Here is a 20,433-nt window from a genome sequence, read left to right as displayed (position 1 = left end):
GTCAATTGAGACGGAAGATCAAAACCAGTCTCATAAATTAAATAATGAGAAAAGCATCCGCGAAGGCAGCAAGCCCTTGATCTACATACGAAACATCGGCTTCGATCAATTCTGTCCCGCAACGCAACATTTTGAAACATTCCCAGACAATCGCGTTTACGCACTGATTTCAAAGGACTTTTCTTCCGATGAGCAGCACATCCGTGTGACGGGACCGTTTTGACAACGTGAACGTCGTGTTACGGTCCGGCTGAATGGATTGCAACTGAACACATCATGAAGATGTCAGGGAGGACATCAGCCAGACGACATCGCTCATTACGGGGATCCATCATGTCTCGCCATCGCTCCACGCCTTCGCGTCACCCCCTGACCCTTGCCCTGATCGGCACCCTGCTCGCCTCCGGCGCAGCCCACGCGCAGGACACCGGCCCGACCCAGCTTGACCGCGTCACCGTCACCGGCTCACTGATCCCGCAGACGCAGATCGAGAACCACACGCCGGTCCTGACCGTCACCGCTGAGGACATCCAGACCCGCGGCTTCACCAGCGTCGCCGACGTCCTGCAGCAGTCCTCGCTGTCGACCGGCGGCCTGCAGGGCGGGCAGACCTCCGCTTCGTTCACCCAGGGTGCCGAGGCCGCCGGCATGTTCGGGCTCAGCCCCGGCTACACCAAGTACCTGATCAACGGCCGCCCGATGCTCTCGTATCCGGCGCTGTACAACGGCAGCGACAGTTTCAACAACATCAGCGGCATTCCGATTGACATCGTCGAGCGCATCGAGATCCTGCCCGGCGGCCAGTCTTCGCTGTACGGTTCGGATGCGATCGCCGGCGTGGTCAACATCATCCTCAAGGAGCGCATGGATGGCGGTGTGCTCAACGTCCGTGGCGGTGCCTACTCCGAAGGCGGCGGCAACAGCGTACGCGTCAGTGCGGCGCGCGGCTTCAATGGTGTCGACGATCGATTCCATGCGCTGGTCAACGTGCAGTACGAAAAGACCAGCCCGATCTGGGGCTATCAGCGTGACCTGACCAAGGTCAACAATCCCGACGGCTACAGCCCCCAGTACGTCTCCAACGACTTCCTGGTGCTGCTGCCGGCCAACAGCAACCGCTACGCCATGATGGACCCGAACCTGTGCGCCAACGTGGCGGGCCAGTTCGACGGCACCACCGTGCTCGGCACCCGGCCGACCGGCCAGGCCTGCGGTTCGGTCTATGGCACCGGCTACAAGACCATCAAGAACGGCAAGGAAAGCGGGCAGATCTACAGCTCGATGACCTTCGATGTGAACGACAACTTCCAGTTGTTCGGCGACGCGCTCTACAGCCTGGAAGAAGTGAAGTACGCCACAGGCTCGAACTACACCTGGTGGGGCACCTCCTCCGGCTGGGGCCGCTTCTACGATCAGGACAGCGGCCAGTACATGAACCTGCAGCGCGTGTTCGCGCCGGAGGACATCGGCGCCGGCGGCTATCGCGACATCATGAACACCGATCGCAACAAGGCTTACCAGGTCACGCTCGGCGGCCGCGGCACGGCCGGCAGCTGGGATTACAGTGCCAGCTTCACCCGCGGCGAATACAAGTTGACCGAGCGCAACTTCGTGCGCTGGAACGATCCGATCAACGACTACTTCGAGCAGCGCGTGCTGGGGCCGGTGCTGGGCACCACCAGCACCGGGTACAACATCTACAGCCCGGACTGGGAAGCGTTCTACTCGCCATTGCCGAGCGGTGATTTCCAGAGCTTCACCGGCTACACCTACAGCCAGAGCCGCACCTGGCAGAACCTGCTGCGTGCGCAGGTCACCAATGGTTCGCTGTTCAAGCTGCCCGGCGGCGACGCCGGCTTCGCTGTGGTGGTTGAAGGCGGCAGCGAAGGCTGGGATTACACGCCCGATACCCGCCTGGTGGATGGCAGCGTGTGGGGTACCACTGCGGTTTCCGGCGCCGGCCATCGCAGCAGCTACGCGGTGACCAGCGAACTGCGCATGCCGTTGCTGGAATCACTGACGGTGACCGGCTCCGGCCGCTACGACGCCTTCAAGATCGGTGGCAACACCATCGACAAGGCGACCTACAGCGTCGGCCTGGAATTCCGGCCGATCGACAGCCTGCTGTTCCGTGGCAAGTACGGCACCGCGTTCCGCGCGCCCACCCTGTCCGATGCCTTCCAGGGTGTCAGCGGCTACTACGCCAACGGCTCCACCGACTACTACCGTTGCGGCCAGCTGGGCTACGACCCGGCCAACACCACCGGCTGCCCGTATGACAGCGTGTCGGTGTTCGGCACCCAATCCGGCAACCCGGACCTGGAGCCGATCACCGCCGATGTCTGGAACGCCGGCATCGTGTGGGCGCCCATCAACAACCTGTCGGTGTCGGTGGACTACTACAACTGGAAGATCAAGAACGAGGTCAACACCCTCAGTTCCGACCAGTTGCTGCTGGCCGAGTATTACTGCCGCAACGGCCAGACCAACAACACCTCGGCCAGCTGCCAGAACGTCAGCGACTGGATCACCCGCGACGCCTCCGGCGTACTCGATGAGATCTATACGCCGAAGATGAACGTGGCCAGCCAGAACCTGCAGGCGCTGACGGCCAGCTTCAAGTACGTACAGGACATCGGCCGCTTCGGTTCGCTGCAGTTCTCCGGCAACTACACCGACATGCTCAAGCGCGAACTGCAACCGCAGCCGGGCGATGAGTACCTGGACCTGCTGCGCGACCCGTATGCGATGTGGGTGTACGACTCGTACGCCAAGGTGCGCGCCGACGGTTCGATCGGCTGGGCCAAGGACAAGTGGACCACCACCCTGTATGCCAACTACATCGGCAAGACGCCGAACTACATGGCCTACCTGGGCAATGGCTACGACTACGTCCACAGCTCCGGCTACAAGGCCGGCAAGTGGGGTTCGTACACCACCTACAACCTGAGCGTGAACTATCGGGCGATGGACAACCTGACCCTGTCGCTGATGGTCAACAACGTGTTCAACAAGATGCCTGACAACCAGCGGTACAGCTTCGCCGGCACCAGCGGCCAGCCGTACAACAACTACCTGTACAACGCTTATGGCCGTGCCATCTACGTGCAGGCCAAGTACGAGTTCGGCAACAACTGATCCGTCGACGTCGTTTCCTGCAGCAAAAGACCCCGCTCCGGCGGGGTCTTCTGCTTTGGGTGGCACCGGTGCGGTAAGGGAGGGGGGAGCGGCGGTGGCACTGCCAAGGAAGGTCATCGATCTGCTACCTTTCGACCTTGTTCACAATCCAGTCAGCTTCAGCCGATCAACGCGCAGCAAAAGGACAAGACATGCACGTGATTTCCGCTCGCACCCTGTGCGGTGCCCTCTCCATGGCCCTGGCCGGCGCCACGGCACACGCCGCTCCCATCCCGATCGAAGACCTGGCACGCATGCCAGCGTTGCAGTCGGTCTCGATGAGTCCGGACGGCAAGCATCTGGTCGCGTTGATCCCCTCTCCGGGCAACCCGGAAGAAACTGCGCTGGCCAGCTGGGATACCGACGCAATGGGAGGCGCCCCGAAGGTGGTTACGCCCTCGGGCGACCGGATGAAGTTCATTGCCGTGGGCGCTCTCAAGTCCGACCAGATCCTGGCGGTCGGCCGCCAGGAGTGGACCGGGCAGCTTGGGGGGTGTGGCGAGGGCAGCGTATCGGGTGCGACCAAGACATTCGTGGTCAAGACCTACCTGACCGACCAGAGCCAGAAGACCTTCAACGAAGCATTCGCCGACAACACGCGCAAGCTGGGCGTGAGCGAACAGACCCAGCGCTGCCTGGAACTGGGTGGCAGCGCATCGCTGGTCAACATGCTGCCGCTGGATCCGGACCGGGTCATCATCCGCCAGCTCAGCGAGATAACGCTGACCGCCAATTACTACCTGTACAACCTCAAGACCAAGGAAACCGAACTGCTGTTCCGCGGCGGCACCCGCGCCCAGCCTGCATTGTTCGACCCGCGCAGCGGCAAGGTGCTCGCCAAGAGCCAGATCGAACCGGTCAGCGGCGATTACGACCAGCAGATTCAGATCCTTGATCCGAGCTCCGGGCAGTTCGTACTGCAGAAGCCGCTGCTGACACGCCTGTCCAACCGGCATACGGTCGAGTTGGCTGGTGTGGACGATGCCACCGGCAAGTACTACGTCCTGACCGACCTCTTCTCGGACAAGGTGCAGGCACATCTGTACGACGCCAAGGCGCAGAAGTTCGATCCCGAACCGGTGCTGGCCAATCCGAACTTCTCCATCGCAAGCCTTGTCTTCAGCACCCAGCCGAGCACCTTCAATCAAGTGGTCGGATTCACCATCGATGGCCCTTCGCAACAGACGGTCTACGTCGACCCGACGCTGAAATCGATCCAGGACACGCTGAAGCAAGCTGCGCCGGGAAGGCAGATCGAGATCAGCCGCTACAACGATGATTTCTCGAGGATCCTGTTCCGCGCTACCGGTCCGGATGCACCGCCCTCCCATTTCCTGCTGCTGGATCGGAAAAAGGTGGTGAGCCTGGGCAGCGAGCGTCCGTGGATCAGCAAGGGCACGGTGGGCGAACAACGCTGGGTGAACTACAAGGCACGCGACGGACGGGTCATTCCTGCCATCCTGGATCTCCCTGCGGGCTGGAAGGAAGGCGATGCCGCAGCGCCGGCCATTGTCCATCCACACGGCGGCCCCTGGGCGCGTGACTACGTGCAATGGGATGCCTCCGGCTGGGTCGCGCTGCTGACGTCTCGCGGATATGCCGTGCTTCGCCCGCAGTACCGTGGCTCCTCTGGCCTGGGCCGGGACCTGTGGATTGCCGGCGACCGCGAATGGGGCCAGAAGATGTCCGACGACAATGATGACGGTGCGGCGTGGCTGGTGTCGCAGGGTTTCGCTGCGAAGGACCGCATCGCGATCTTCGGCTACTCCTACGGCGGCTTCGCTGCTGCCGCAGCCACCGTTCGCCCAGGCAGCCCGTATCAGTGCGCGATTGCCGGCGCTCCGGTCACCGATCTCGCACGCTTGGGCACCAGCTGGAGCGACAACCGCCTGCAGCGCATCCTGCAAGGGCAGACGGTCAAGGGCATGGATCCGATGCGCAACACCGCCAGCGCCAACATTCCGGTGATGCTGTTCGTGGGTGACCGCGATGTGCGTACACCCTCCTTCCACGCCCAGGGCTTCTACGAAGCGGTGAAGGACAAGGTGCCTGCGCAGTACCACCTGATTGCCGACCAGCAGCACAGCATGCCGTGGTACCCACGCCAGCAGCGGGAAACGCTGGGCCTCATCGAAGGCTTCCTGAAGAAGGATTGCGGCCCGGGCGGCCTCTGACCCCTAGATCGTGTCGCTGAGCGCCCCCGCCTGGCATCCGCCAGCGGGGGCGTTTCGCATCCACACGATGAATTTCCCTTAAACATCAAAGCATTACAGGCACGCTTCGTTCATCTTGCATTTACTTTACGGCAAACATACACTCCGTTAACCGAAGCGTAACAAATAGGGAAATTACCGAAATGCGCAACGTCATTCGCCTCTCCAAGCCGAGCCGCGTCCCGCTGACCTTGGCGGTTCTGGCCTGTCTACATGTCGCTCCTGCCTTTGCCCAGGAAACACCACAGCAGGAAGCTGCTTCGTCAAGTACCACCCCCGCATCCAAGCGCGCCACCGAACTTGACACCGTCGTCGTCACCGGTTCGCTGATCAAGCGTCCGGAGTACGAGACCACGTCGCCGGTGCAGGTCATCTCGATCGACAAGGCGATCTCTGCCGGTCAGTTCGATACCGCCGACTTCCTGCAGACGTCTTCGATCGCTGCAGGCTCCACGCAGATGAACAACCAGTTCGGCGGCTTCGTCGTCGAAGGCGGCACCGGTGTGCAGACGGTCTCGCTGCGTGGTCTGGGCGCGAACCGCACGCTGATCCTGCTCGACGGCCAGCGTCCCGGCCCGGCCGGTACCCGTGGCCAGGTCGCCGCGTTCGATCTGAACGTCATTCCGCAGGCCATCCTGCAGCGGCTGGAAATCGTCAAGGACGGCTCCTCCTCCATCTACGGCTCCGATGCGCTTGCCGGCGTGGTCAACCTGATCACCAAGAAGAGCATCGACCGTCCGGAGATGACCTACTCCATGAGCGTGCCGCAGCATGGTGGCGGCGAGCAGTTCTCTGCCTCGATCGCCAACGGCTGGAACTTCGATAAGGGCAGTGTCGTGGCGGCCGCGCAGTGGGACCGTCTGAACGCACTGACCGTGGGTGATCGCGATTACTTCCGCTGCGCCGAAGACATGGTCTGGGGCACTGACGGCAAGCGGATCGACCGTGAGGATCGCTCGATCCTGGCCGGCAGCAACCTGGCAGGCTGCAGCACCGGCAACCTGTACGCCAATACCATCATCAACTACAACAACCCGGCAATCCGCTACGTGCCCTCGCCCGATGGCAGCACGGTGGGCCCGTTCCCGGGCTATCGTCCGCGCCCGCGCCCGACTCCGACCTACGCCAACGGCGGCACCGCGTACTACCAGGATGTCCTGAACTTCCCGTTCTACCACGACCAGGAAGTGATCAATCAGCGTGAGCGTGCCTCGTTGTACGCCGCCACTGACTTCAGCTTCGACAGTTTCAACTGGAAGACGCAGTTCCTGTACAACCGCCGTGAGACCAAGGCGCACAGTTGGCGCCAGTTCTACCCAACGGTCTACAGCGAGGCGGCCGATGACTACTTCCAGGTCATCATGCCGTTCCCGAGTGACCAGAAGATCACGGTCGACTACTTCTACGGCACCACCAAGTTCGATGGCCAGTTCAAGTCGACCGACAGCTGGACCTGGGAAGTCAACGCTGGCTTCAGCCGCTCCACCGGCAAGTACGGCGCGCTGTCGATCGATGTCGACCGCGCCGGCGACCTCGTCTATACCGACGACGACATGCCGGTGAACTACTTCGATCCGGGCTTCCTCAACGGCACCCGCATGAATGAGCTGATTGCCGCCGTGGGCCAGTACCACACCGGCAAGACCACTTACGATCAGACCAGTGCCAACGCGATCTTCAGCGGCAACCTGTTCACCCTGCCCGCCGGCGATGTCGCCTCGGCATTCGGTGTCGAGTTCCGCAGGTACAAGATCGATGACACGCCGTCGGATTTCGCACTCGCGGACCGCTCCTGGAATTCCACCTCTGCCGGCCCGACCCGTGGCACCGACAAGGTCAAGGAAGCGTTCGCCGAAGTCGACGTACCGCTGCTGAAGGGCATCCCGGGCATTGAATCGTTGTCGGTCAACCTGTCCGGCCGCGTGTTCGAATACGACTCGGTGCCGGGCTCGGATCACGTCTGGAAGACCGGCGTGAACTGGCAGATCATCCCGTCACTGCGCGTGCGCGGCACCATGGGTACCTCGTTCCGTGCGCCGGGCCTGTACGAGCTGTACCTGGGCGATCAGACTGGCTTCCTGCCGCAGACCCAGATCGACCCCTGCATCCAGTGGGGCGACAGCAACAACACCTTCATCCGTGCCAACTGCGGAGCGGCCGGCATTCCGGACACCTATACCGGCGGCGGCGGCAGTAGCGCCACCATTTATTCCGGTGGCGGCGGCAAGAACAACCTGCAGCCGGAAACGTCCAAGGCCAAGACCCTCGGCCTGGTCTGGAGCCCGACCTTCGCCAACCTCAACGTGGCGCTGGATTACTTCGACTATGACGTGCGCGGTGAAATCACTCAGCTCGACGAGTACGACATCGTGTTCGGCTGCTACGGCTCGGCGGTGTTCCCCAACGCATTCTGTGACCAGATTGTGCGCAACAGCCCAACCAACGCGTCGGCGCCGAACAACATCACCACGATCTACAACAAATACGTGAATATCAACCGCGAGCGCACCCGCGGCTACGACCTCCAGGTCAACTACGACAACGACTTCTCCTTCGGCAAGATTTCCGCTGAAGCGCAGGTCACCTACACCATCGAAGATACGTACCAGCTGTTCGACTCGGCTTCTGACAGTGGTATCACCACCTCCGACCAGGTCGGCTACATCGGCCGGCCGAAGACCGTCGGCCTGGCCAGCGTCAGCCTGGAACGGGGTGACTGGACGTTCAACTGGCAGGGCACGTACGTCAGCAGCACCCAGAACAAGGACCTGGACCGGAACTTCACCTATTCCGGCTACCAGAACGCGACCCGCGACATCAAGGCCGGCTGGCAGTTCCGCCACAGTGTCTCTGTCGGCTACGACATGGATGACTGGAACATCATGGTCGGCGTGCGCAACCTGTTCGACAAGGAGCCGGACCTGATCTCCAACACCGCCGGCACCCGTTATGGCAACACGCCGTTGTACGCATCCCAGTACGACTGGTACGGCCGCACGTTCTTCGCGCGCGTGTCCTACAAGTTCTGATCGCAGCATTGCAGCACATGAAAAGGGCGGCTCCGGCCGCCCTTTTCTTTTGCCTGCGGCAAGCGGGCGGCGCACCGTGACCGCCGATCACCGCCAGCGCTGACACCACGCCCCGCGGCACACAAATGGCTCCTGAATGCGCTCACCGCCCACCACTCCCCCGTCGCCACGCAGGAGGCAAGCGATGTCCTGGCGAGACACCTTTTTGCGCAAAGTACGACTTAACAGGCCATTCATATATTGCCCGTGCCGCCAGATTCGGCACATCACAAATGAGACTAAGCATCTGTATTTGTTGCAATTTCATGTACGCCGTTGACATTCCGAGTGACAAAGTGTGACGAAACCATGCATTTCCCGTTAAGTGCGTGTTAGGTTCGATCAAGGTCAGGACAAACCATGAACATGACCGTAACAACCGCAGGGATGCGGACGATCTTCATCCACTAGGGGGATTCACCACATGACGCACCACCGCACGCCTGGTCGCCACCCGCTGACCAACGCCCTGCTCGCCGGCCTGATGATGGCTGCCGCAGCCCCGGCCCTGGCCCAGGAAGCCAGCTCCGGCAACAACCCGATCGACCTGGACCGCGTCAGCGTGACCGGCTCGCGCATCGCGCGTACCGGCTTCGTGACCCCCTCGCCGGTCACCGCCATCACGGCCGAAGAAATCCGTGCCACCGGCGCCAACAACATCGGCGACCTGATGGCGCGCATGCCGGCGCTGAGCCCGACCTATACGCTGGGCAATTCCACCCGCTTCATCGGTACCGCCGGCGTGGGCCTGATGGATCTGCGCGGCATGGGCACCTCGCGTACGCTGGTGCTGGTCAATGGTCGCCGCCATGTCGGCGCGACCTCCGGCTCCTCGGCAGTCGACGTCAACACGATTCCGGTCGAGTGGATCGAGCGCGTTGAAGTCATCACCGGTGGCGCCTCGGCTGTGTACGGTGCCGATGCCGTGGCCGGTGTCGTCAACTTCATCATGAAGAAGTCGTTCGATGGCGCCGAAGTGCGCGGCCAGACCGGCATGGCCAGTGAAGGCGGCTTCAACCGCTCCTTCATCAGTGCCTCGGCCGGCACCGATTTCGCCAACGGCCGCGGCAACGCCGCGATCGCACTGGAATACAGCAAGCAGGACCGCTTCGTCCGCAGCGACCGCGCGATCGGCAATGAATTCCTGGTGTCGGTGCCGAACCCCAACTACGACCCGACCAAGCCCTCCAACGAAAGCAATCCGCAGACCGTGCTCAGCGGTCCGGGTGGCAACCACTCGATCTCCTTCGGCGGCACCTTCACGCTGGGTGCGTTCTCGCCCACCAACAAGGCGACCTGGGGTAACCGCTACCAGTTCAATCCGGATGGCACCTACCGCCCGCAGCGCTATGACGGGGTGATGCCGAGCACCACCAGCTGCGTCAACTGCGACTTCGCCGACCTCAATTCGGTCGCCGATCTGCAGCCCGGCTTCGACCGCAAGAGCGTCAATGCGGTCGTCAACTTCGACCTGACCGACAACCACCGCCTGTACTTCGAAGGCAAGTACACCGAGACCGTCTCGGACTTCCTGGCCCAGCCGTCGTTCGACCAGACCCTGCGCATCCAGCGTGACAATGCCTACGTTTCGCCGCAGCTGCGCGCGCTGATGGCCGCCAACGGCGCCAGCCAGTTGACCCTGAGCCGCTTCAACGTCGATGCCGGCCAGCGCGGCGAGCACGTGGAGCGCAACACCCAGCGCTTCGTGCTCGGCGTGGAAGGCAACCTGACCGAGAACTGGACCTACGACGTGTACGGCAACTGGGGCCAGAGCGAAGTCAAGCGCTGGAACCTCAACAACCGCATCAACGAGCGTTGGCAGGCAGGCCTGGACACCGTGGTCGATCCGTCCACCGGCCAGATCGTCTGCCGCACCACGCTGAACCCGAACGCCACCAACCCCAACAACGGCAACCGCGTGTACTCGCAGTTCGCCCGCGAAGGCTGCGTGCCGTTCTCGGTGTTCGGCAATGGCGCGGTGACCCAGGCGGCACGCGACTGGATGAACGTCGATTCGTTCAACTATTCGCGCCTGCAGCAGTCGGTGTTCAGCGCCTCGCTGGCCAACGCCTCGCTGTTCAGCCTGCCGGCAGGTGACGTCGGCGTGGCCGGTGGCGTGGAATACCGCCGCGAGAAGAGCCGCGAAATCACTGATCCGCTGGCAGCGCAGGGCCTGACCTTCCTCAACGCGATCCCCAACCGGATGGGCAAGTACGACGTGCGCGAAGCGTTCGTCGAAGCCACCGTGCCGTTGCTGGCCGACATCCCGGGCATCTACAACCTGACCATGGACGCTGCCGGTCGCTGGTCCGACTACAGCAGCATCGGCAAGACCACCACCTGGAAGGTCGGCCTGGACTGGACCATCATTCCGTCCCTGCGTGCCCGCGGCACCCTGTCGCAGGCGGTGCGTGCGCCGAGCATCGGCGAACTGTACAACCCGCAGAGCGAGAACTTCGCCACCGTCAACGATCCCTGCAACTACCTGGCCACCAATTCCAATCGCCCCAATACGGCAGCGGATCCGGCCCTGCGCCAGGCCAACTGCTCGGCGCTGGGCGTGCCGGTGGGTTGGGTCGATACCTACACCGCAACCCGCCCGGGTGTCAGCGGCGGCAACCCGAACCTGAAGCCGGAGCGCGCGCGCAGCTTCACCTATGGCCTGGTCTGGCAGCCTGATTTCCTGCAGGGCTTCGGCATGTCGGTGGATTACTGGTGGATCAGCCTGAAGGATGCAATCGGCGCAGTGACCGCGCAGACCAATGCCACCCGCTGCGTGGATTCTCCGGGAGGCATCAACAACAGCTTCTGCGGCTTCATCGAGCGCGCACCGGTCGGTGGCAAGACCGATGCGGGCGGCCGCACCTTCCCGGAACACTCGATCAGCCGTTGGGTTGCACTGAACGAAAACCTGGCGCGCTCGCGTCGCGTCGGCGTCGATCTGGAAATGGACTACCGCTTCAAGCTCGCCGAGGGCGACACGGTGATCCGCCTGGTCGGTACCCGCCTGCTGCAGTCGCGTGAATGGGCCTTCCAGGACTTCCCGAACGAGTACGACGAGAACGTCACCTGGGTGACCGACCCGCGCTGGCGCGGTTCGCTGCAGACCAAGTACTCGCTGGGTCAGTGGCGCGCGTCGTGGGACCTGAACTACGTGAGCAGCAACCTGCGCGTGCAGCCCAAGAGCTACCAGGCCAACCCGGGCCAGAGCAGCCCGATCCGCAACGGTTCGTACGTCTACCACAACTTCCAGTTCGGCTACCGCTTCCCGGGCGACAAGATCGACGTCTACCTGGGCGTGGACAACGCCTTCGACAAGGATCCGCCGGTGAACTACTTCGGCTCCGACGTCGGTTCGGCGATGTACGACAACATCGGCCGTTACATGTATATGGGCGCTACCTACAAGTTCTGATCCAGCAAAACAGGCAGTACCCCGACAGACCCGGCTTTTGCCGGGTCTGTCTTTTCCGGTGCCGGCAAGGCCCCCTTGCGCCTGGCCATGACCTTCGACACCCTTGCAGTGTGGGCCGGCGGCGTATCGTTCGGCCCACGGCCGTTCCCCCGGCCCTTCCCTGACTCACTCGGCCTGGAGGCCATTCAAGTGACCCGTACTCCCAAGATCGTGCTGCTGACCCTGGCCGTTTCGGCCGCGCTGGTCGGCTGCGGCAAGAACGAAACCCCGGCAAAGGATGCCACCGCCTCCACGCCGGCCGCGGCCGACGCCGCCACCACCTACAAGCTCGACGAGAGCAAGCTGCCGGCCTACAACGCCTTCCAGGCCAGCGATCTGGACAGCAACCTTGACGCCTGCACCGCCTTCGGCGACTACGTCAACGGCAAGTGGCTGGCCGCCAACGAGATTCCGGGCGACCGCACCAGCTGGGGCGCCTTCACCATCCTCGACGAGCGTTCGGTGGCCGTGCAGCACCAGCTGGCCGAGCAGGTCGCGCAGGTCAAGAACCCGGCCGGCATCGAGAAGATCGTCGGCGACCTGTGGGCCACCGGCATGGACGAAGCCAAGGTCAACGCCCAGGGCATCGAGCCGCTGAAGGCCGACCTGGCCGCGATCGACGGCCTGCAGGACAAGGCCGCCATCGCCAACTACCTGCGCACCAGCGCTGCCAAGGGCGAGAACGTGCTGTTCGGCTTCGGCGCCGAAGCCGACTTCAAGAACTCGGCCGTGAACATGGCCTACGCCAGCCAGGGCGGCCTGGGCCTGCCGGACAAGACCTTCTATACCGATGCGTCCAAGGCCGACAAGCTGAAGGCTTACCAGGCCCACGTGGCCAAGGTGCTGGAGCTGTCCGGCGTGGCCGCTGCCGATGCCGCAAAGCAGGCTGAAGAAGTCGTCAAGTTCGAGACCCGCCTGGCCAAGGCGTCCAAGTCCAGCGTTGAGCTGTCGCGCGATGTCTCGCTGTACTACCACCCGGTCAGCCTGGCCGAGGCCGATGCGCTGACCCCGAACTTCAGCTGGACCGAGTTCTTCAAGTCGCAGAACGTGGCCGCGCCGGAGAAGTTCTCGCTGGCCATCCCGGCCTTCCACCAGGAAGTGAGCAAGGCGCTGGGCGATACCGATCCGTCGGTGTGGCGTGCCTACCTGCGCTTCCACACCGTGGACGGCGCCTCGCCGTACCTGGCCGATGCGTTCGTGCAGGAAAACTACGAGTTCTACGGCAAGACCCTCAATGGCCAGAAGGAACAGAAGCCGCGCTGGAAGCGTGTGCTGGGCACCATCGAGAGCGATGCCGGCGAAGCCTTCGGCCAGCTGTACGTGAAGGTCGCCTTCTCGCCGGAAGCCAAGGCGAAGATGGAAGAGCTGGTGAAGAACCTGGCCGCTTCGCTGAAGGAACGCATCCAAGGCCTGTCCTGGATGAGCGAAGAGACCAAGGCCAAGGCCATCGCCAAGTGGGAAACCTTCACTCCGAAGATCGGTTACCCGGACAAGTGGCGTGACTGGTCGGGCCTGCAGACCAACCGTGACAGCTACCTGGGCAACGTGCGCGCGGCCACCGCGTTCAACTACCAGTACAACCTGGCCAAGATCGGCAAGCCGGTGGACAAGACCGAGTGGGGCATGACCCCGCAGACGGTCAACGCCTACTACAACCCGCTGCAGAACGAGATCGTGTTCCCGGCCGCCATCCTGCAGCCGCCGTTCTTCGATGCCAAGGCGGACGACGCGCTGAACTACGGCGGTATCGGTGCGGTCATCGGCCACGAAATGACCCACGGTTACGACGACCAGGGCAGCCGCTTCGGGCCGACCGGCAACTTCGAGAACTGGTGGACTGAAGCCGATTCGAAGAATTTCGCTGGCCTGACCGGCAAGCTGGTCAAGCAGTTCGACCAGTACAAGGTCGACGGCCAGGCCGTGAACGGCCATCTGACCCTGGGCGAGAACATCGCCGACCTGGGTGGCCTGGCCACCGCCTACGACGCATTGCAGAAGGCGTCGGCCGGCAAGGAAGACGCGAAGATCGATGGCTTCACCCGCGATCAGCGCTTCTTCTTCAACTGGGCCACCGTGTGGCGCACCAAGTACACCCCGGAGAACGCCAAGGTCCGCCTGGCAACCGACCCGCACGCGCCGGCGCAGTTCCGCGCCGTCGGTGCGCCGTCGAACCTGCCGACCTTCACCGCGGCCTTCCAGTGCAAGCCGGGTACCCCGATGTCGCGCACCGGCGACTCGCAGGTGGTGATCTGGTAAGCCACGGCTGAGGCCACGGCTTGCCTGCAGAGGCCCGGGATTTCCCGGGCCTTTGTTTTTCCGCGCGGTGGCCGCAGCCACGCATGGCGTGGCCATCCCACCCACCCGGTAGCGCCGGGCCATGCCCGGCGGAGCCACCATGAGGTGTGCACCCCCTGCCCATGCCACCCGCCCGGTAGCGCCGGGCCATGCCCGGCGGATGCACCGTGATGCGTGCATCCCCTGCCCATGCCACCCACCCGGTAGCGCCGGGCCATGCCCGGCGGAACCACCGTGATGCGTGCATCCCGTGCCCATGCGCGGCTTGCTATAGTTCGCCCGCCCTCAATCCATCACGGATTCGTTCTACATGCCCAACTTCCGTCCGCTTGCCATCGCCCTGGGCATCAGCCTGGCGACCCTGGTTCCGACCCACGATGCGTTCGCCGCCAAGAAGAAGGCCGCACGCGCCCCGGCCGTCAGTGCGCAGTGCAGCGATTTCTACGACGCCACCAACGCAGGCTGGCTGAAGGCCAACCCGGTGCCGCAGACCGGCGCCGCCACCGCACTGGGCCAGCTGGTCGACCGCAGCCGGCAGCAACAGCGTGAACTGCTGGACGCCTCGATGAAGGCGCCGCAGGGCAACGTGCAGAAGCTGCTGGGCGACTTCTGGGCCAGCGGCCTGGACGAAGCGGCCGTGGAAGCCGACGGCTCCAACCCGATCGCACCGCTGCTGACCCGCATCAACGCGATCAAGAAGGCCAAGGATGTCCCGGCCTCGATCGCCGCGCTGCACCAGGTCGGCATCCCGGTGGCCTTCAACTTCGGTCCGGACGTGGACCTGAAGGCGCTGGACCGCCACATCGGTTACTTCATGCAGGGCGGCATGGGCCTGCCTGATCCGGCCTTCTATACCCGCACCGACGCCGACACCGTCGCGTTGATGGGCCGATATCGCAACTACGTCAAGCAGATCCTCGCACTGACCGGCACCCCGGCGGCCAAGCTGGACGCCGAGTCGCAGGCGGTGATCGCGCTGGAAACCGAACTGGCCCGCAATGCGCAGTCGCTGGCGGGCATCAACAACCCGTTCAACAACTACGCGCCGATCTCCACCAAGGACCTCAACAGCCGCTACCGCAACCTGCAGCTGGACGCGTTCCTGAAGGCGCAGGGCGTCAACGATGACCTGGTATCGCTGGCCGACCCGGCGCTGTTCAAGCAGCTCGACGGCATGGTCACCAAGCTCAAGCCGGACCAGTGGAAGGCCTACCTGCGCTGGCGCGTGGGCGACTCGATGGCGCCGTACCTGTCCAAGGCGTACCGCGACGCGGAGTTCGAGTTCCGTGGCCGCGTGCTGCGTGGTGAAACCCTGCCGCCGCAGCGCTGGGAAAGCGTGCTGGACGCGATCAACGTGGCCGCTGGCCCGATGGTCGGCCGCGAATACGCAGCCCGTTACCTGTCCGCCGAAGACCGCCGCCAGGCGGCCTGGATCGTCGACAAGGTGCGTGAAGTGCAGATCGAAGCGGTCAAGAACAACAGCTGGATGAGCGCCGAGGCCAAGACCGAAGCGCAGGCCAAGCTGGCCGCGCTGAAGATCGAGATCGGCACCCCGCTGCGTGACCTGGACTACAGCGTGCAGCCGATGGGCCGTGGTTCGTTCGGCGGCAACATGCTGATCGCGTCCACCTGGCGTCACCGCGAGGAAATGAAGCGCATCGGCAAGGGCAACGCCGACCGCCGCTGGGACGTGCTGCCGCAGCAGCCGTCGCTGGCCTATGACCTGGCGCAGAACCGGCTGATCGTCACTGCGGCGATCCTGCAGGGCCCGGTGTTCAACGCCAAGGCCGACGCTGCGGACAAGTTCGGCAGCTTCGGCGGCCTGGTCGGCCACGAGCTGACCCGTGCGATCGATGCCAAGGGTGCGCTGGTCGATGCCAAGGGCGAACTGCGCAGCTGGTGGACCCCGGCCGACAAGACCGCCTGGACCCTGCTTGGCACCCGTGTCGCCACCCAGTACGGCGCCTACGAGTTCCCCGGCGTGAAGGGGGCCAAGGTCAACGGCACGCTGACCCAGGAAGAGAACCTGGCCGACATCGCCGGTCTGGAGCTGGCCTGGGCCGCGTACACCGCGCAGGAGCCGAAGGCCAAGCCGGCACAGCAGCAGGGCTTCTTCCGCGCCTGGGCCGCGCTGTGGCCGCAGCAGCTGTCGCCGAACGAGGCCGCACGCCGCCTGACCGCCGACATCCGTGCACCGGGCCGCTGGCGCACCAACGGCCCGCTGTCGAACCTGCCGGCGTTCGGCGCCAGCTTCAGCTGCAAGCCGGGCCAGCCGATGCAGCGCACCGACGGCGAGCAGATCAAGGTCTGGCGCTGAGGTTGATGCAACAGCGGTAACGGAAAGGGTGCCTTCGTGGCGCCCTTTTTCGTCGGTGGACATCACGCGGGCTTCAACGTTCCCCGGTAATGCACGATCCGCCCCACCACCGGCGCGCCGATCTCCACGTCGAAGACGAAGCGCCCATCCTCATCACCCTCGAAACTGTTCTCCCCGGGCAACAGCCACTGCGGCAACGGCAGGCCCAGGATCGACCAGCGTCGCGGCACCAGTTGCAGCCGCCCGTTGTCGACCAGAAGTGCCAACGCTACCGATACCGCACCGAACCGTTCGACCAGCAGCGCTTCGTTGCGCCCCTGCCCCTGCGTCTGCAACGAAGAGAAACGACGGCCGGCAAAGGTCCGTGTCCAGCGCTCACCACCCGCCTCTGCGGTGAACTCCACGCTGACCGGCACTGCCTCGCCCGCTGCCGGAAAACCGAACACGTTCCCCAGCAACCGCGACAACAACCCACCACCGCGTTCGACCGATGCCGTGCCGCTCCAGCGCTTGGCGGCAGACGGTGCGTGCAACGCCTGCACGCTGGCCGGCAGCTGCGCGTACGCGCTGCCCAGCAGGCGCTGGTACAGGCTGGCACCGGGCATGTCGCGGCGGAAACCGGTGTGGATCGTGCGTCCGTCGAACAGCCGGTCGTAGTCGGACAGTTCCAGCGCATGCGTGGCCGGGCGTGCACCCGGTGACGGCCGATCACCGGCCAGCTGCTTGCGGATCACCGCTTCGATCGCCATCGACGGAATGTACGGGCCGTCATCGGCCTCGGCCAGCAGGTGCCAGCTCTGTTCCACACGCGCACCATCGCGGGTGCCCACGGCGCGCACGATCATGCCGCCGCGATGCTCGCCGAACTTCATCAGGTTCAACACGGTATAGAACAATCGAGAGCACGGCTCCAGCGATGGCAGTTTCAGGTGCAGGCGCGCCTTGGCCAGCAGATTGAGCACGCGATGCAGGATCTCCGGCACCGGGCCAGCCCCCATCCAGATGTCGGTCATCGTCGGATGTTCGGGTGGCAACACCTGCAGATCCGGCACATCCACCAGCGAGAAATGCAGGTTGCGCAGCGGCAGCCGCCCCGGCACCGCGACGGTGAAGCGGCGACTCTCGGCCAGGCCGATGCCGTGCCCATCGCGACCGTTGCGGCGCAGCTTCACCGGCGAACCGGCATAGCCGACCACCGCACGCATCACGTTCAGGCCGATGCCGGCATAGGGCGATGGCGCGATGCCGCCTTCCACGCTGACGATGTCCATGTGCGTGGCCATCTCGCGCAGCACTGCCGCGGTCAATACCGGGAAACTGCTGACGCCTGACAGTGCGTAGATGCCAGCCGCCCTGGCCTGCGCGTCGTACTGCGAAACCCCGAATACGAAGTCTGCCGCGTCGGCGAAGTCCAGATAATCAATGCCGGCGGCGATGCAGGCTTCGATCGCGCCATAGCGGTGTTCGCCATAGTCCTGGAAAGGACCGGAGGCATCCACCACCAGGTCCGGTCGCTCGGCCTGCAGGGCCGTGGCCAGCCGTTGCCGGTCGACCTGCAGTGGACGCAGCGTCGATTGCCCCACATAGCTTGCGCAGAAGGCCTGTGCCGCCGCCAGGTTGCGGCCACCGATCAGCAGTTCCAGCATCGGCAGGTCGGCCAGCAAGCGGACCAGACGCCCCCCGAACACCCCATATCCACCCAGAATCAGGATCTTCACGCATCATCCCTGTCGTGTCGTCCGGCCATGGTAGCGCGGCGCCGGCAGCTCCCGCAGTGCAGCACGATCCGGCATTAACACCGCCCATGCTATCGCTGCGCCTTCGTCCACTGCGGAGCCCCGCCATGGCTCACAAGAACACGATCTGCGTCTGGTATGACAACGGCGCGCTCGAGGCCGCCACGTTCTATGCGAAGACCTTTCCCGACAGCGAAGTAACCGCTGTGCATCACGCGCCCGGCGACTTCCCCGACGGCAAGCAGGGGGACGTGCTCACCGTCGAATTCACGGTCTGCGGCATTCCCTGCGTCGGTCTCAATGGTGGCCCGACCTTCAAGCACAGCGAAGCGTTCTCGTTCCAGATTTCCACCGAGGACCAGGCCGAGACCGATCGCCTGTGGAATGCCATCGTCGGCAACGGTGGCCAGGAAAGCCAATGCGGCTGGTGCAAGGACCGCTGGGGCGTGTCCTGGCAGATCAGCCCGCGCATGCTGATCGAAGCGGTGACCAGCAAGGACAAGGCCCTGGCCAAGCGCGCCTTCAACGCGATGATGCCGATGAAGAAGATCGACATCGCCACCATCGAAGCGGCGATCCGCAACGCATGACGACGTTGGACACGATCATCGTTGGTGGCGGCCACAACGGGCTGGTGTGCGCGGCGTATCTGGCGCACGCGGGGCAACGGGTGCTGGTGCTGGAGCGTCGCGGCATCCTTGGCGGTGCGGCTGTCACCGAGGAGTTCCACCCGGGCTTCCGCAACTCGGTGGCCTCGTACACGGTGTCGCTGCTGCAGCCGAAGGTGATCGAGGAGCTGCAGTTGCATGCGCACGGGCTGCGCATCGTCGCGCGGCCAGCCAACAACTTCCTGCCATTGCCTGATGGCCGCTACCTGCTGTCCGCACCTGGCCGCACCCAGGCCGAGGTGGCGAAGTTCTCCGAACGCGATGCGCAGGCGCTGCCCGCCTATGAAGCGCGCCTGGAGGTATTTGCCGATGTGCTGCGCGACTGGGCGCTGCGTCCGCCGCCCGACCTCGGGGTGATGGCTGGCTGGCGTGCGTTGCCGGCGTTGTGGCAGATGGGCCGGTTGGGACGGGAGTTGGCCGCACTCGACCCTGCACTGCGCCAGGAACTGCTGGACCTGTTCACGCTGTCGGCCGCCGAGTACCTGGATCGCTGGTTCGAAAGCGAGCCGATCAAAGCCCTGTTTGGTTTCGATGGCATTGTTGGCAACTACGCCAGCCCATACACGCCAGGCAGCGCCTACGTACTGCTGCATCACGTGTTCGGCCAGTGCAACGGGGTCAAAGGTGCCTGGGGCCACGCCATCGGTGGCATGGGCGCGATCAGCCAGGCCATCGCCGCCTCCGCGCGTGCGGCCGGCGCCGAGCTGCGCGTTGATGCCGGCGTGCAGCACCTGCTGGTGGAAGACGGGCGCGTGGTCGGCGTCGCGCTGTCCGGCGGCGAGAGCCTGCGCGCACGTGCCGTGGTGGCCAACGTCAACCCGAAGCTGCTGTACGAACAACTGCTGCAGCCCGCCCAGGTTCCCGTCACCACCCGTGAACGCATGGCGAACTGGCGCTGCGGCTCGGGCACGTTCCGGATGAACGTGGCGCTGTCGCGTCTGCCGGATTTCCGTGCCCTGCCCGGCCCCGGCGATCACCTCAGTGCCGGCATCATCATGGCGCCCAGCCTGGATTACATGGACCGCGCCTGGCTGGACGCACGTCGCGAGGGCTGGTCGCGCGAGCCGATCGTGGAGATGCTGATTCCGAGCACGCTGGATGATTCGCTGGCGCCACCCGGGCAGCATGTGGCCAGCCTGTTCTGCCAGCACGTGGCGCCGGAATTGCCCGATGGCCGGCACTGGGATGATCACCGCGATACCGTCGCCGACCTGATGATCGCCACCGTCGATCACTTCGCCCCCGGCTTCGCCGACAGCGTGCTTGGTCGACAGGCACTGTCACCCTTGGATCTGGAGCGGACGTTCGGGCTGATCGGTGGCGACATCTTCCACGGTGCGCTCAGCGCCAACCAGCTGTTCTCGGCGCGGCCGATGGTCGGCCAGGCAGGCTATCGCGGCGCCCTGCCCGGCCTGTATCTGTGCGGCGCGGGTACGCATCCGGGCGGCGGGGTAACCGGCGCGCCCGGGCACAACGCGGCGCAGGTGGTGCTGGCCGATGCATGA

At 64.3% G+C, this 20,433-nt stretch carries 9 protein-coding genes; 8 read left to right on the top strand and 1 reads right to left on the bottom strand.

Annotation, left to right across the window (positions count from 1 at the left end; translation table 11 throughout):
* Positions 1 to 333 precede the first annotated feature (333 nt).
* From LC407_RS10730 to LC407_RS10705, 6 genes are all read left to right on the top strand, one after another.
* The gene (locus LC407_RS10730) at positions 334 to 3,138 is read left to right on the top strand and encodes a TonB-dependent receptor (protein ID WP_025876109.1); all 2,805 of its coding nucleotides are present in this window, start codon (positions 334 to 336) and stop codon (positions 3,136 to 3,138) included.
* Positions 3,139 to 3,329: 191 nt separating this feature from the next.
* A complete protein-coding gene (locus LC407_RS10725; RefSeq protein WP_025876108.1) occupies positions 3,330 to 5,351 on the top strand; it encodes a prolyl oligopeptidase family serine peptidase in 2,022 nt (673 codons plus the stop codon).
* Between the two features lie 182 nt (positions 5,352 to 5,533).
* Complete coding sequence (locus tag LC407_RS10720; protein ID WP_025876105.1) at positions 5,534 to 8,419, top strand: TonB-dependent receptor; 2,886 nt, start codon at positions 5,534 to 5,536, stop codon at positions 8,417 to 8,419.
* Positions 8,420 to 8,882: 463 nt separating this feature from the next.
* Positions 8,883 to 11,873 carry a TonB-dependent receptor gene (locus LC407_RS10715; RefSeq protein WP_025876103.1) on the top strand — a complete coding sequence of 997 codons (2,991 nt, stop codon included), beginning with the start codon at positions 8,883 to 8,885 and terminating at the stop codon, positions 11,871 to 11,873.
* A gap of 189 nt (positions 11,874 to 12,062) precedes the next feature.
* Positions 12,063 to 14,168, top strand: a complete 2,106-nt coding sequence (locus LC407_RS10710) for a M13-type metalloendopeptidase (protein ID WP_025876101.1) — start codon at positions 12,063 to 12,065, stop codon at positions 14,166 to 14,168.
* A 349-nt stretch (positions 14,169 to 14,517) separates the two neighbouring features.
* Positions 14,518 to 16,524 carry a M13 family metallopeptidase gene (locus LC407_RS10705; protein ID WP_223482810.1) on the top strand — a complete coding sequence of 669 codons (2,007 nt, stop codon included), beginning with the start codon at positions 14,518 to 14,520 and terminating at the stop codon, positions 16,522 to 16,524.
* Between the two features lie 62 nt (positions 16,525 to 16,586).
* On the opposite strand, the gene LC407_RS10700 is transcribed toward LC407_RS10705, so the two are convergent.
* Positions 16,587 to 18,242, bottom strand: coding sequence for an SDR family oxidoreductase (locus tag LC407_RS10700; RefSeq protein ID WP_223482809.1), 1,656 nt, complete (start codon positions 18,240 to 18,242; stop codon positions 16,587 to 16,589).
* A gap of 125 nt (positions 18,243 to 18,367) precedes the next feature.
* Between LC407_RS10700 and LC407_RS10695 the strand changes: the two genes are divergently transcribed.
* On the top strand, positions 18,368 to 18,850 hold the full coding sequence (locus tag LC407_RS10695; protein ID WP_025876095.1) for a VOC family protein: 483 nt from the start codon (positions 18,368 to 18,370) through the stop codon (positions 18,848 to 18,850).
* Positions 18,847 to 20,433, top strand: coding sequence for an NAD(P)/FAD-dependent oxidoreductase (locus LC407_RS10690; protein WP_223482808.1), 1,587 nt, complete (start codon positions 18,847 to 18,849; stop codon positions 20,431 to 20,433). Before LC407_RS10695 ends, LC407_RS10690 begins: the two co-directional genes overlap by 4 nt.

Origin of the sequence: Stenotrophomonas sp. OVS01A (genome assembly GCF_019969775.1) — a bacterium.
GTDB classification, from domain to species: domain Bacteria; phylum Pseudomonadota; class Gammaproteobacteria; order Xanthomonadales; family Xanthomonadaceae; genus Stenotrophomonas; species Stenotrophomonas indicatrix.
The sequence above is the reverse complement of the archived record's forward strand: the minus strand, read 5'-3'. Positions and strand labels throughout refer to the sequence as shown.

Coding starts and splice junctions, on each gene's coding strand:
- LC407_RS10730 (WP_025876109.1), top strand. CDS start 334: ATGTCTCGCCATCGCTCCACGCCTTCGCGTCACCCCCTGACCCTTGCC.
- LC407_RS10725 (WP_025876108.1), top strand. CDS start 3,330: ATGCACGTGATTTCCGCTCGCACCCTGTGCGGTGCCCTCTCCATGGCC.
- LC407_RS10720 (WP_025876105.1), top strand. CDS start 5,534: ATGCGCAACGTCATTCGCCTCTCCAAGCCGAGCCGCGTCCCGCTGACC.
- LC407_RS10715 (WP_025876103.1), top strand. CDS start 8,883: ATGACGCACCACCGCACGCCTGGTCGCCACCCGCTGACCAACGCCCTG.
- LC407_RS10705 (WP_223482810.1), top strand. CDS start 14,518: ATGCCCAACTTCCGTCCGCTTGCCATCGCCCTGGGCATCAGCCTGGCG.
- LC407_RS10695 (WP_025876095.1), top strand. CDS start 18,368: ATGGCTCACAAGAACACGATCTGCGTCTGGTATGACAACGGCGCGCTC.
- LC407_RS10690 (WP_223482808.1), top strand. CDS start 18,847: ATGACGACGTTGGACACGATCATCGTTGGTGGCGGCCACAACGGGCTG.